Below are 13770 nucleotides of genomic sequence, written 5' to 3' on the forward strand. Positions count from 1 at the left end.
ACTCCTAACTTTCTTATGCTAGTCTATCCATCTACGCGTGCCATAACGTCCTTCCGCAGCTGCTCCAGCTTAGACTGGGACTCGGCCGCGGTCTGCCCGCAGACGGAGAAGTACACCTTGATCTTCGGCTCGGTACCCGATGGGCGCAAGCAAAACCAAGAGCCGTCCGCCAGCGTATACTTCAGCACGTCCGCCTTCACAAGACCTTCGATCCCCTCGGCATAATCCCGGATCGTCGCCACAGGCACGCCACCAACTACGGCCGGCGGATTCGAGCGCCAATCGGCCATAATGCCTTGAATGGCGGCCACGCCGTTCACGCCCTTCATCGTGCGCGATTCGAGCGCTTCCAGGTAAGTCCCGTAAGTTCGGTACAGCTCCTGCAGCACTTCATAGAGCGTCTTGCCTTGGCTCTTGTAGTACGCCGCGGCTTCGCAGAGCAGCATGGAGGCGAGCACCGCATCCTTGTCGCGGCAGTAGTTGCCGGCCAAATAGCCGTAGCTCTCCTCGTAGCCGAACAGGAACGTATGGGCGCCGGTCCTTTCGAACTCGGTCATCTTCTCGCCGATATACTTGAATCCGGTGAGCGTATTCAAGGTCGGCACTCCGTAAGAGGCGGCAATGACGGCTCCCATCTCGCTGGTGACGATCGTCTTTATCAAGACGCCGTTATCAGGCAACCTTCCTTGCTCCTTTAAACCGCTCAGCAAATAATAAGTCAGGATCGCGCCCGATTGGTTGCCCGACAAAATCTCGTATTCGCCATCCCCGTTCCGAACGACCGCTCCGACGCGATCGCAGTCCGGATCGGTGCCTATAATGATCTCCGCATTGACGGTCTTCGCTAATGCAAGAGCGAGCGTAAACGCTTCACGCTCCTCCGGATTCGGAGAGCGCACCGTGGTGAAATTCGGGTCCGGCAGCTCCTGCTCCTTCACCACATGCACATGCTGAAAGCCGATCGCCGCCAGCGCCCGGCGAACGGACACGTTGCCCGCGCCGTGCAGAGGCGTGTACACGATGTGGAAGTCCGCACTCACAGAGCGTACTTCATCCGGATGCAGGCTGACCGCCGTCACGGCTTGCAAAAACGCTTCATCAACTTCGGCGCCGATCGACACCAGCAAGCCCTGCGCCACAGCGTCCGCCTGAGCCAGCCGCCGGACCTGCCCAGGTCCGTGCGTAGCCTGAATGTGCGCGAGCACCCGCTCCGCGTGCGCAGGCACGAGCTGACCGCCGTCGGCGCCATACACCTTGTACCCGTTGTACTCGGGGGGATTATGGCTCGCGGTGATGACGATGCCGGCCGTCGCGCGCAGATGCCGCACGGCAAAGCTCAGCTCCGGCGTAGGGCGGAGCGAGTCGAACACGTACGCGCGAATGCCGTTCCCCGCCAGCACGAGCGCCGACTCCAGGGCGAATTCCGGCGACTGGTGCCGGGAGTCGTACGCAATCGCTACAGAAGGCGGCACCGCACCGCCCGCCGGCTGCTCCTCGAGCACGTACTGAGCGAGTCCCTGCGTGGCCTGGGCGACCGTGTAACGATTCATCCGATTCGTCCCCGCCCCGATCACCCCGCGCAGGCCCCCGGTCCCGAACTCCAAATCTCTATAAAAGCGATCCTCGATCTCGGCCGCCTGTCCCTCAATCGAGCGAAGCTCCTGCTGAGTGGCCTCGTCAAGGGTCGCATCGTTCCTCCACGCTTCATAGCGAAGTTGCGCTGTACTTTTATCCAAGCCGTTCTCCTCCTTCAGCCCCTAGCAACTAGGATCCCTTAATTCTTGTTCGACAGGGCAAACATCAGCCCGCCCTCGGCCACGACCTGATCGCCGACCTTCGCAACCGCTTGACCTTTGCCGATCGTGCCCTTCAGCCGGGTAATCGTCACTTCCAGCGTCAGCGTATCGCCCGGGACGACTTGCCCGCGGAACCGAAATTCATCAATGCCGGCGAAGAACGCCAGCTTGCCACGGTTCGCTTCCATCTTCAGAATGGCGACCGCGCCCACTTGCGCCAGCGCCTCTACGATCAGCACGCCCGGCATGACCGGATACCCCGGAAAATGGCCGGCGAAATGCGGCTCGTTCATCGAAACGTTCTTCACGCCGACGGCGCGAACGCCCTCCTCTACCTCCAGAATCCGATCAATGAGCAAGAACGGGTATCGATGCGGAATGATCTCTTGAATTTGGTTAATATCCAGCATGTGGGCAACTCCTTTCATGTATAGCGCATAATTCGATCGGGATGTACTTAGACTAACGAATGTCCCTTCCCGTCTGCAGGCGAGAAGGTTCACATAAGGAGCATAGGGCAAGATCCCCCGAATGGGCTTCCCTATGCTCTTTTTCCTGCGTCCTGGGGCTGGGCTTGCGGCGGAGAAGGGGGCGTCGGCGGTGCTTCCTGATTCAGCGATTTGAACAGCACGATGTAGATGAAGGAAGCCAAGAACGACAGACCGATCGCCGACCAGAGAATCACAATCCCAAGCGGTTGATCGAAGAAGACGAACAAGAACGCCAAATAATACAGCACCGTGGCCACCTTGCCCATCGTATTCGCGGGAACGGTGCGCTTTCCCCGGAAGTGGAAGAAGGCGGAGCCGAAAATCATCCCTGCGTCCCGGATCAGCATCACCACGGCGGCTTCCCACGGAATCCGGCCGGTGACGAGCAGCGAGATGATGACGGTCACCATCATGCATTTGTCGGCGAGAGGGTCGAGCATCACTCCGATGGCCGTGACCTGGCCCCGTTTTCGCGCCAAATAGCCGTCCAATACATCGGTCGCTCCCGCCAGCACGACGATGCCGAAAGCGGTCTTGATGTACCCGAGGCTATAAAAAAGGACGTATATCGGGATTAACCCAAAGCGACATAGCGTCAGCAAGTTAGGAAGATTCAATCGCAACCCTCTCCCTCATCGTACTATCATCCATTCATTATACCGTTCTTACCCTAAAAATAAAACTCCCGTCGGGGTCAGAACCGACGATTCAATCGTCCGTTCCGACTGGGAGTGTTCATTCGGCAAATACTAATTCAAACAAGTGTTTCCAAGTGTCCAAGCTCCATACGTCGCCGTAATCCCGTCCGCCTACATAACCGTAGCCCACTAGCACTCCAATTACGAGGGCAAGGAGGCAAAGCAGCGGAATAGCGATGGTCCGGAGAACCCGAAGCGTAAGGCGCAGCCAGGTAGGCATGCGCTTCTTGGCGGAAGAGGCAGGTGGGTTGGGCTTCGCGTTCGGCGGGTTTGGCTTCGCTTGCGACGGGGATGGCGACCCATCGCCGGTCGAGGCCGGACGAGCGGCAGGCGCTTTCAGATCCTTCGGCTTCACGTTAGGCTCAGCTCCGGAGGGAATTCGTAAGAGCCATCAAATTGTCCGCCGACACAAGCGCCTTCGCATTCAATTGGAAGGCCCGTTGCGTCAACATCAGTTCCGTAACCTCATCCGCCAAATTCACGTTCGATTGCTCTACGTAGCCTTGCCGTACCGCCAGCTTCGCCGCTTCCGGATTGTTCGCATCCGTACCTACTACGCGAATGACATCGCCCACGGCCGGATCGATCGTATCCGGTACCGTGTACATATTCTCGCCCATCTGCTGCAGCACTTGCGGCCGGACGATCTGAACGAGCTTCAACTGGCCCGCGGGGATTGCCGGGGCACCTGGGGTCCGTTCGTTGAAGGCCAAAATCGTGCCGTCCGCTTCCACCTTAATCTTGTGATAATTCGGGATGCGGATCGGTTCATTGTTGACGCCCAGAACCGCGTTGCCCTGTTTGGTCGTCAAATACAAGTTATCCGGATCGCCCGGGTTCGCATTGAGCGAAAAAGTGCCGTCGCGGGTCCAAGCGGGCCGCAGCACGGGCTGTCCGTTCTCATCCTGCCCGGGAATCGCGATCTCGAACAGCGCATCGCCTTCGATCGCGAAGTCGGTCTGCAGATCGGTCGCCTTCAGCGCCCCCTGCGACATCTGGGTCTGGATGGAGCTGATCTTCGCACCCCAGCCCTGCGTCAGACCCAGCGGCGACACCCGACCGTTCTGCTGGAACGAAGTCGGCTGCTGGATCGTCGTCGTCAGCACGTCGTGAAACGTCGCTTCCGTCCGCTTGAAGCCGGTCGTATTGAGGTTCGCCATGTTATTGGCGATGATGTCGAGTTTCTGCTGAAGTCCCTTCATGGAAACCAAGGAATTGATCATCGAATGGTTCATTGTCTAGGACACCTCGCTTCCTGCTAATGGTGAGCCGACATTCCGTCGCCTCTAGGCTTATCTAGGCTCAAACGCGACCGACATCGTTCACCGCTTTTTCTAAGCTGCGGTCATAGTATTGCACCATCTTCTGGTTCGCTTCATACATTCGGGAGGCGGTCATAAGATCGACGGTCGATTGGGTCGGATCCACATTGGACCGCTCCAAGAAGCCTTGGCGTACTTCCACCCGATCATTCGGGTTCATCGGCCCGAGTACGGACGGCTGCAGCTCATCGTTCCGCAGAATGCCGCTGCCCTCAGCGATCAGGCGCATAGGCTCGTCCACCCGCGTCAAGAGCATCGCCATCGGCTGGCCGTTCGCATCCAAGATGTTGCGGCCATCCACCGAATCGAGCAGCTGCCCCCGGTTGTTCGTGGTAACATTGCTAATCGGGATGCCGGTGACGGGGTCGATCAGCACGAGCGGCTCCCCGTCCGTGCCCACGACCCGGTAGCCTTCGGCCGTGACCAGTTGGCCCGATGCGTCCACGACGAACTTGCCATTCCGCGTATACCGCTGTTCCCCGGCCGCGTTCAACACGGTGAAGAACGCCTGCGGCTGATACACCCGCTGGCCGTCGGCGGTAATCGTCTTGCCGTTATCGAACTGGAGCCCGTCCACCTGAATGTCGGACACCAGGGCAAAATCGAACGGATTGCCAGTCTCCCGCAAATCCCCCTGCACGTTCACGGTCAGCGCTTCCTCCGCGAGAACGCCCGTGTTCAGCCGCCCCGCATTGAAGCGCGCCGCCGGAGCGTCGCCTTCCTGGAGCGAGATCAGCATCTCCGGAAAAGAACGCGACACCATCCGGCTCTGCTTGAAGCCGGGGGTGTTCACGTTGGCGATATTGTTCGTAACCGTATCGTGCTTGCGTTGTTGCGAAAGCATTCCAGCCGTCGCGGTGTACATGCCTCTTAACATCGGGATCCCTCCAGGACCTTACAACTTCCTACTATTATAATCGGCCCGTCAGCCGAGTTTTTTGCGTGCGACCTTATCCAGGTTGTCCAGCATGATGCCGGTTCCGTTCACGACGCAGTGCATCGGATCCTCGGCGATGAGCACCGGCACCTTCAGCTCGTCGGCGAGCAGCTGGTCGATCCCGTGCAGCAAGGCGCCGCCTCCCGTCAGAATGACGCCTCGGTCGATAATATCAGCCGACAGCTCGGGCGGGGTCCGTTCCAGGACGATCTTCGCCGCCTGGACGATCGCCGTGACCGACTCCCAGAGGGCCTCCTTCACTTCGTGCGAATGAATCGTTACGGTCTGCGGCAGTCCGGTCACCATATCGCGGCCCCGGATATCCATCGATTCGTTGCGGGATTCGGTGTACACCGTGCCGATCTTCAGCTTGATATCCTCCGAAGTGCGCTCTCCTACCAGCAGCTTATACTTGCTCTTTATGTATTTCATGATCGCTTCGTCGAACTTGTCCCCCGCGACTTTAATAGAAGAGGAGGTCACGATGTCGCCCATGGACAGCACGGCTACATCGGTGGTGCCTCCGCCAATGTCTACTACCATATTCCCAGAGGGTTGAAAAATATCCATGCCGGCTCCGATGGCAGCCGCTTTCGGTTCTTCTTCCAAAAACACTTCTCTAGCGCCGCTGCGCTCGGCCGCTTCTCTAATGGCTTTCTGTTCTACGGACGTGATGTTCGTCGGGGCGCAGATCAGAATGCGCGGGTGCGAATACCACCGCTTCCCGCCTACCTTCTGAATGAAATGCTTGAGCATCATTTCGGTGATTTCAAAATCCGCGATGACCCCATCCTTCAAAGGGCGGATCGCAATGATGTTGCCGGGCGTGCGCCCTACCATTCTCCGGGCTTCTTCGCCTACCGCGAGCACCCGCTTCGATTCGTTCTCAATCGCTACGACCGAAGGCTCGTTGAGCACAACCCCGCGCCCTTTTACATGAATGAGGACATTCGCGGTGCCCAAATCAATCCCAATATCTTTACTGAACATGAAATCTTGATCCTCCCTGAAAATCCATCCACCACGACGATAGTCCGTTTTACACAATAAGTATATCTATTTCGACAGCTTTTGCAAAATTCCTCTTTTCCCGGAGAAGAAGTTGGGGAGGAGGCGGTTCTGTAGAGTGGGGAGTGTCTTGACCGGGCAGGAGAATCCGCTTAACGGGCTGACACCAGATGGTCTTGCGATTTCGGCGAACGCGTCCGCTTGTACTTGACTTTCGTAGCTTCTCCTCCTCTTAAGTGGCGAATGGACTTGTGGTACTCCAGAATCAGCTTGACCTGATTGGCCAATTCCGGATTGATCTCGGGCAGTCGTTCTGTCAAATCTTTATGCACCGTGCTCTTGGAAACTCCAAATTCCTTGGCTATCGTGCGAACCGTTTGTCTCGTTTCCACAAGACTGCGCCCGATCTTGATCGTACGCTCTTTGATGTAATCGTGCACTCCCCTCGCCTCCCTGCTCGAGTTAGTTTGGTACAGTATATGAGGGGCAGGGCCATATATTCTTTGTTTCCAAGCCTGACAAGCTTTGTCGTACAAATTATTTTTGGACATAAAAAAAGCAGAGGCGCATATCGCCTCTGCTAAACATGTTGTAGATAGCTTTTACTTTTGGCCGAGCAGCGTTTCCGGATTCACCGGATTGCCGTCTTGACGAGCTTCGAAGTGCAGGTGGTAGCCCAGATCCTTCTCCAACTCGCTGCGGCCGGCGGTCGCGATGACGTCGCCCTTCTTCACTTGCGCATCCTTCGCCACTTTCACTTCACCCAAGCTTTGGTAGATGGTCACGAGTCCATTGCTGTGCGTGATCTCCACCAATTGACCGACCAAAGCGTCTTTCTCGACCCGGGTAACTTTCCCGCTGCCGGCGGCTACGACATCGAACGTTTTGTCGTCGCTGCGGCCTACGTCCAGCCCCATATGAGGCGTAAGCGTGTCGCCGTACTCGACCATAGCGGCTTGCCGTACTTCATTCGAAGCTTTGCTGTCGAAGAAGGCCATGAGCACATCCACTTCACTGCTGTTCTTGACGGGCCATTGCAACGTTTCGGCATTGGCGTTGACGGCAACTGCGTCCGGAGTATTCGTACCGGTCGTTTGGCTTTGCTTCGTCGTTTCTAACCCTGTGGTCTCATCGGACAGCGATTTGCCCGAATCCTGATACACCCACATTAAGGTTAGTATAATTGCCGCCGCTGCCATGTAAGTTGCAGGAAACACCCACTTCTTCGCGGTTAACCTTTTCCATGTGGAAAGCTTGACCGTCTCGGCTCCGCTAGTAGTTTTCGGAGCGTTTTGCTTGGACTGAGTTTCTTTGTTTTGTTCACTCATTGGTTATCACCTCATCAACCAGTGTGACCAGATCACTAGGTTTTATACGTGAGATGATAGATTTTTTCTAGCACTTTCATTTTCATTTAGGGAGAATCGAAGACGCTTGCCCGAGCTCTACCCCTTGATAATAATGCTTCACGATCGCTGCCGCGTCGTAACCCGCCTTCGCCATCCCGTTCGCGCCCCATTGGCTCATCCCTACGCCGTGCCCGTAGCCGAACGTCGTAATCTCGATATCGGTCCCTTTCACCTTCCATAGAAATTGGGAGGAGGCGAGGCCCAGCTTCTCTCGCACTTCACGGCCGGTGAAGGATTTGCCGCCGATCTGCAGCTTCTTGATCCGATGCCCCGCGCTGGTGGCCATCACCCGCATACCGGCATTCCCGGTCGTAGCGGGCACCGCGGCCGGCAGCCCGAGCGTTTTCATCACATCTTGGGCCTTGAGCGACACGGTCTGCTCGAACTTGGGAGACAGCTGCTGGTCCCACGGGCTCGGCACGCTGCGCAAATAGGGAATGTATGTAGTCCAATAGTCTTCTGAATTTTCGGTATACCCGTTGCTCGTAGAAAAGAATGCCGCCAGAATCGGTTCACCTTTATACAAAATCACTTGATTGCTCGTCTCGTTCACCGCCCGATTCAGCTTCGCAATCTTGGCCGGGTAGTCGGCTTCGCCCCAAGTGCGCCGAAGCTCGTCCTCCGACTTGTAGGCCTGGTGCGCCACCGTATCGGTGACGAGTGCCCCGGCTACCGGGACTTCGCTGTAATCGTGCTCCAGAAGCCGCTTCACGATGTAAGTCCGGGCGGCGAGCGCCTGCGCCTTCAACGCTTCCAGCTCGAAATCGGCCGGCATCTCCGACGCGACTACATTGCGGACATAGACTTCGAGCGGCACTTGCTCGATCTGCCCTGCTCCTGTTCGATAGACCGGAATGACGGGGCCTTGTACCTTGGTATTGGGGACGGCCTGGTCGCCCGACCCGGAGACCGCTCCGTTCGGATGCCCTATCGGAGTAGTAGGCGTACGGTCTACTAGAAGGGCCGGGATCAGGATGGCAACGAGAAGAAACGCGGCTACGGCCAACAGGATATAGGGGGCGGCGCTTCGTTGGAATCGGGCTACTAATTTGGCGATGGGCATAGTCGTCTCTCCTCTTCTTGTTCGTCTCGGTGGATAGTCCATTCTATGAAGAAGAACCTCCTGCTAGAACCCGAAACTAGAGAAGAAGAGACGTTAGACGCCTAGAAAAAAGGCCATCCTGTGCATGCCGCACAAGATGGCCTTTTTTATAAATCCCCGGGGTCCCCGCAAAGTAATAGGGGGCTTCGCCGAGCTCCGAAGGGAAACTTCACTTTGTGGGGCTGTTTACGCCCAGCTCGGCTGGGGATTGATAGAGAACAGCGGCAGCTCCGTTTCCTTGTCGCGTACCTGCTGCTCCCTCCGCTCTCCGTCGCTGCGGCGGATGTCGGCGCCGAGCGCCCGTAGCTTGCCGGCGATGTCGACATAGCCCCGGTCGATGTGGTGGATGCCCGAGATCTCCGTCTCGCCTTCCGCCACCAGCCCGGCGAGGATCAAGGCCGCCCCGGCGCGTAGGTCGGTCGCGCTGACCTTGGCGCCCTTCAACCGGCCGTTGCCGCTGACGATCGCCGTGCGCCCGTCAACCTTGATCTGCGCGCTCATCCGCTGGAATTCCTCCACGTGCATGAAGCGATTCTCGAACACCGTCTCGGTGACGAGCCCCGTCCCGTCCGACACGAGCAGGAGCGCCATCATCTGAGACTGCATGTCGGTCGGGAATCCGGGATACGGCAGCGTCTTCACGTCGACCGACCGGATCGACCGGTCACCGTGGACGGTGATGCCGTTCTCGTCCTCCACGATCTCTACGCCCATCTCCTGCAGCTTGGAAATGACCGGGCGCAAGTGGTCCCCAATCGCGCCTTCGATGTAAATCTGACTCCTGGAGATGGCGGCAGCGATCATATACGTTCCGGCTTCGATCCGATCGGGTATCACGGTATGTACCACGCCACTCAGCTTCTCCACGCCTTCGATCCGGATGAGGCCGGTCCCGGCTCCGCGCACGTGCGCGCCCATCGCGTTCAAGTAATTGGCCAAATCGACAATCTCCGGTTCCTTGGCCGCATTCTCGATAATCGTCGTGCCTTCCGCCAGCGTGGCCGCCATCATGATGTTCTCGGTGGCGCCGACACTCGCCACATCCAAGTAGACCTTCGCGCCCTTCAACCGTCCGCGCGTTCGCGCTTCGATAAAGCCTTGGCCCAGGTCAATCTCGGCGCCCAGCGCCTCGAAGCCCTTCAAGTGCTGGTCGATCGGGCGCGTTCCGATGGCGCAGCCGCCCGGCAGCGCGATACGGGCGTAGCCCTCGCGCGCGAGCAACGGCCCCATGACGAGGAAGGAGGCGCGCATTTTGCGTATCCACTCCGATGGCGCTTCACAGCTCGCGATATGCGCAGCATTCACGCGAATCACTTCGTTCTGATAGGTGACCTGCACGCCCAAGCTCTGCAGCACCTGGTTAATCGTCATTACGTCGTCCAGTGGAGGCGCATCCTGAATGATGCTCTCCCCCTCCGAACCCAAGAGTGAGGCGGCGATAATGGGCAGAACCGCGTTCTTGGCTCCGCTGACTTTCACTTTCCCGAATAATCGCTTGCCCCCGCGGACGATAATTGTGCTCATCTGGATCCCCTCCGCGAGTATTACCCCACAAAACGAAGGTCTGCCTGCTAAGCAAGCCTCTTCCCTTGTGGGGACCCCATTTTACTAAAATTCGTTAAAACACCCAACGTCCAGTGTAGCACCCGGTTCGGAGCCGAAACAACTGTTAAATCATTCCGACTGCCCGTATTCGTCACCGCTACAACGTTCGGAAGGTCTTGCCATTTTCGTTCGGTAGCCTTGAAAAAGCTTACGGTCTTACTACCATTGTTGACAACAAAAAAGGATGTTATTCGACAAGTTTAGAACAACCCTTGCAGCAACTGAGTCCAATTGAAGTAATCGATAATAAATCGCGCCGCCTCATAGCCCAGCACGATCGAGAGCAGCACCTGCAACATTTTGGCCGGGGCGCTCTTCGCATTTTTCAGAAAAAGATCGAACCGGAACTGCTGCAAGCTCCACCAGGCTAAGGCAATACATAGCAACACGATGAAAATGTTGGCCAGACCGGACATCGCTAGCGAATTTTTGACTTGTTCGGCTACGTCCATTCGTGCTCTCCTCCTATACGTTAGATTACCCGATCGAGCAGCGTAACGAACTCCGCTCGCGTACTCTCCGCGTCGGGCCGGAACGTCCCATCCTCATAGCCGGCGAGCCACCCTTCCATCTTCATCTGCTTCAGGATCGGTGTCGCCCAGTAGTCGGCGGCAATGTCGGTGAACGGCTCGTTGCCCCGCTGCTTCCCCCGGACGCCCAGCGCATTCGCGAGGAGCACCGCCATCTCTACGCGGGAGACCGGCCGATCCGGCTGCATCGTCCCATCCGGGTATCCGTGCACAATCCCGGCCTGGGCGGCGAGGGCAAAGGCATCATAGGCCCAATGCGTAGGAGGAAGATCATCCACCTGCAGCTCCTTGCGCTTCGTGTAACCGAACGCCCGAACTAGCATCGTTACGGCCTCCGCCCGTGATAGGATGCGGTCCGGCCGGAAGCTGTAATCGCCGAAGCCTTCAATGATGCTCCGGTTATTCATCTCCACGATGGAGGAGAACGCCCAATGATCCGCAACATCGGTGAAGCCGTTCACCAATCGATCGATTTGCAGCGAGAGGCGGTACATTTGGTCTCGGAAAGCGGCGTCCGCGCTCAGCTTCACATAGTAGGTACCGGCCGGGACCGGAACGGTCAGATCCGTCCGTGTGGTGCCCTGCGCATTCTCCCCGCCGGCCAGGAAGGCAAGCGAGGCGCCCAGCAGATCCATATGCATCGTCCTTTCGGACGGAATTTGATCCAGACTGAGCCTGAGCAGACTTTCCTCGTTCACAGTCACTTTGTACCAATCGATGTCCTCTTGGCCGGGAGCCGCATCTATGAGGCCTTCCATCGAATATTGATTCCCCAGCCAAGTCGCTTGATACGATTTGTCATTCGGCTCGTTCGCGTCGACCAATTGCGACTCGAAGAAGATCTCCAGCATGTAAGTTCCGTTAACGGGATGGGGCGTCGTTTTGTCCGCCAGGATGTAGTAGGTGCCCGGGAACACGACCATGGTGTAGGCTTCCGGTTCGCCGTCGCCATTTTGGTCGACCGTCGTCAGCTTGTCGCCCTTCTTCTGCAGCTTGAGCACCGGGTCCATTCGTTTCGTATCCGGCGTCAGGCGTACCGTTAGCGTACCGGACGTCTCGAAGTTAATCGCGAACCAATCTTGATCGTTGTCGTGATCGAACGTGCCTTCAAGCGATTGATGGCGGGGCGCGAGCTTATACGCCTTGAACTGCCGGTCATTGTCTTCGAACGGATCCGCGTTGATCGAGAACGTATTGGACAATTGATAGGTCCATGCAGCGGTTGCTTTCAGATCCCCCCGCTGAAGAACAAACTCGTTAAGACCTTTGCGAACCGGGACGTCCACCGTATTTGAAGTACCGATCGGGTAGACGATGCCTTGCGCCTGATCGCCGATATACTGCGTCCAGACGACATCGGGGGGTATCGGCATGTCGGAAGACAATTGGAACCTAATTACGCCGTCATAGGGCGCTTGCAGCATGAACCAATCCGTATCGGACCCTTGCTTGAGCTCACCGGAGATCGAACGGTTGACCGGGAACGGCTTGGCCGCCGCTCGCGTATCGTTCGGCTCGTAGAAGTCTTGTACATAGACTTGCGTGACCAGTCGATCTACTCGCAACAGTCCATACCCGGTGTACGTGTCCCAGCCCGGATCGGCAATATCCTCCGCCGTCTGCCGCAGCAGGTTCCGGATCTCGTGCACCTTCATCGACGGATAGCGGCTCCAGGCGAGCGCGGCCGCTGCGGCTACTTGAGGGGCGGCCATAGACGTGCCTTCGTTGTACTGATACCGGTTGCCGGGAGCGGTTGTATACACCGACCATGGCGCGACCAGATCGACCTCCGGGCCGTAATTGGACCGGTATTCGATCTGATTGTTCGTGCGGACGCCTCCAACCGCCACCACCGTAGGATAAGCCGCCGGGTAGCGCACATGAGGCCCTTCGTCGTTGCCCGTGGCGGCTACGAGCAGCACTTCCTTCTCCTCGGCGTATTTCACGATTTCCTCCAGATACGGATCGTTCCGCAGCAGGCCTACGGAGAGGACGACAATCTTGGCGCCATGATCGACGGCATACCGGATGCCTTCGCCGAGCTTCTCTTCGTCTCCGCGCCCGTTCGGCTCGAGCGCCTTGATCGGCATAATTTTCGCCTTCCAGAGCACCCCCGCGCCGCCCCGGTTGTTATTGCCGATGGAGGCGATCACGCCGGCGACACTTGTCCCGTGCCCGTTGTCGTCGCGCGGCAGCTGGTTGCGCTGAATCAAGTTCGTGCCGGGGACCAGATTGTCTTTCAAATCCAAATGATCGAGATCGACCCCGGTATCGACTAACGCAATGACAATCCCGTCATTTTGATTGGCGATCGCCCAGGCTTCCTCGGCATGAATTTGCTCCAGGTGCTTTTGCCGGCTCAAGAAAGGGTCGTTCGGTTTGGCCGCCGCTAACTGACTCGGTTGGTTGGGGGTTAAGTATTCCACAGCGTCCGACTGTCTCCAACGGTCGACCCATGCATGCGGATCCAGACCCGGGGCCGGCGCCACTCGAAAAACGCCCGTCTGAGCATTCGCACCAAGCACTTGGCTGGTTTCAGTAAACGTTGGGTCGGGGTCGTCCTTCCATTTCAATAGCCATGTGTTCGTAATCGGGTCCTCGGGGGAAGGCATAGCGATGCTGGGGCCGGAGTTCGGTTCGGCCTCCGCGAAATGAGATAGGAAAGGAGCGGGCAGAATGCCGCTGCAGATCATTAGTAGACTTACAAGAACTAGACTCGCTCGGTGAAGCGTTCGGTTTTGAAGTCGCATAGCTGGAATTCCTTGTAGGATTTATAGAAGTTCTGTTGGGATCCTTTCTATTGTAACAAAGTTCCCTCCCTCTGTCTCACCTAGGCGCGGATTAAAAAGAAAATAGGCCCTCTGCTAAGCAG

The 13770-nt window shown here is 57.5% G+C and carries 13 protein-coding genes; all 13 read right to left on the reverse strand.

Annotated features, from left to right (window positions below; genetic code table 11):
* Window positions 1–23 precede the first annotated feature (23 nt).
* Window positions 24–1736: a phospho-sugar mutase gene (locus ACI5FR_RS18320; protein WP_405456877.1), complete on the reverse strand. Its 1713-nt coding sequence runs from the start codon at window positions 1734–1736 to the stop codon at window positions 24–26.
* Window positions 1737–1774: 38 nt separating this feature from the next.
* Window positions 1775–2206, reverse strand: coding sequence for a 3-hydroxyacyl-ACP dehydratase FabZ (fabZ, locus tag ACI5FR_RS18325; RefSeq protein ID WP_405456879.1), 432 nt, complete (start codon window positions 2204–2206; stop codon window positions 1775–1777).
* A 131-nt stretch (window positions 2207–2337) separates the two neighbouring features.
* Window positions 2338–2904, reverse strand: coding sequence for a CDP-alcohol phosphatidyltransferase family protein (locus ACI5FR_RS18330; protein WP_405456881.1), 567 nt, complete (start codon window positions 2902–2904; stop codon window positions 2338–2340).
* Between the two features lie 118 nt (window positions 2905–3022).
* Window positions 3023–3340, reverse strand: a complete 318-nt coding sequence (locus tag ACI5FR_RS18335) for a DNA-directed RNA polymerase subunit beta (protein WP_405456882.1) — start codon at window positions 3338–3340, stop codon at window positions 3023–3025.
* Window positions 3341–3347: 7 nt separating this feature from the next.
* Window positions 3348–4220, reverse strand: coding sequence for a flagellar hook-basal body protein (locus ACI5FR_RS18340; protein WP_405456883.1), 873 nt, complete (start codon window positions 4218–4220; stop codon window positions 3348–3350).
* Window positions 4221–4287: 67 nt separating this feature from the next.
* Complete coding sequence (locus tag ACI5FR_RS18345; protein WP_405456884.1) at window positions 4288–5184, reverse strand: flagellar hook-basal body protein; 897 nt, start codon at window positions 5182–5184, stop codon at window positions 4288–4290.
* 48 nt (window positions 5185–5232) lie between these two features.
* Window positions 5233–6234, reverse strand: a complete 1002-nt coding sequence (gene mreB / locus ACI5FR_RS18350; protein WP_405456886.1) for a rod shape-determining protein — start codon at window positions 6232–6234, stop codon at window positions 5233–5235.
* 170 nt (window positions 6235–6404) lie between these two features.
* Window positions 6405–6692, reverse strand: coding sequence for a sporulation transcriptional regulator SpoIIID (gene spoIIID, locus ACI5FR_RS18355; RefSeq protein WP_405456888.1), 288 nt, complete (start codon window positions 6690–6692; stop codon window positions 6405–6407).
* A 162-nt stretch (window positions 6693–6854) separates the two neighbouring features.
* Window positions 6855–7580, reverse strand: a complete 726-nt coding sequence (locus ACI5FR_RS18360; RefSeq protein WP_405456890.1) for a peptidoglycan DD-metalloendopeptidase family protein — start codon at window positions 7578–7580, stop codon at window positions 6855–6857.
* A gap of 82 nt (window positions 7581–7662) precedes the next feature.
* Window positions 7663–8724 carry a stage II sporulation protein D gene (gene spoIID, locus ACI5FR_RS18365; protein ID WP_405456892.1) on the reverse strand — a complete coding sequence of 354 codons (1062 nt, stop codon included), beginning with the start codon at window positions 8722–8724 and terminating at the stop codon, window positions 7663–7665.
* A 225-nt stretch (window positions 8725–8949) separates the two neighbouring features.
* Window positions 8950–10287, reverse strand: a complete 1338-nt coding sequence (murA, locus tag ACI5FR_RS18370) for a UDP-N-acetylglucosamine 1-carboxyvinyltransferase (protein ID WP_405456894.1) — start codon at window positions 10285–10287, stop codon at window positions 8950–8952.
* 281 nt (window positions 10288–10568) lie between these two features.
* Entirely contained in the window at window positions 10569–10820 is a 252-nt protein-coding gene (locus ACI5FR_RS18375; RefSeq protein ID WP_405456897.1) for a DUF1146 family protein, read from the reverse strand.
* A gap of 20 nt (window positions 10821–10840) precedes the next feature.
* On the reverse strand, window positions 10841–13648 hold the full coding sequence (locus ACI5FR_RS18380) for a S8 family serine peptidase (RefSeq protein ID WP_405456899.1): 2808 nt from the start codon (window positions 13646–13648) through the stop codon (window positions 10841–10843).
* Between the last annotated feature and the right edge of the window lie 122 nt (window positions 13649–13770).

Source organism: Paenibacillus sp. HJGM_3, assembly GCF_045062745.1.
Lineage (GTDB): Bacteria > Bacillota > Bacilli > Paenibacillales > NBRC-103111 > Paenibacillus_AA.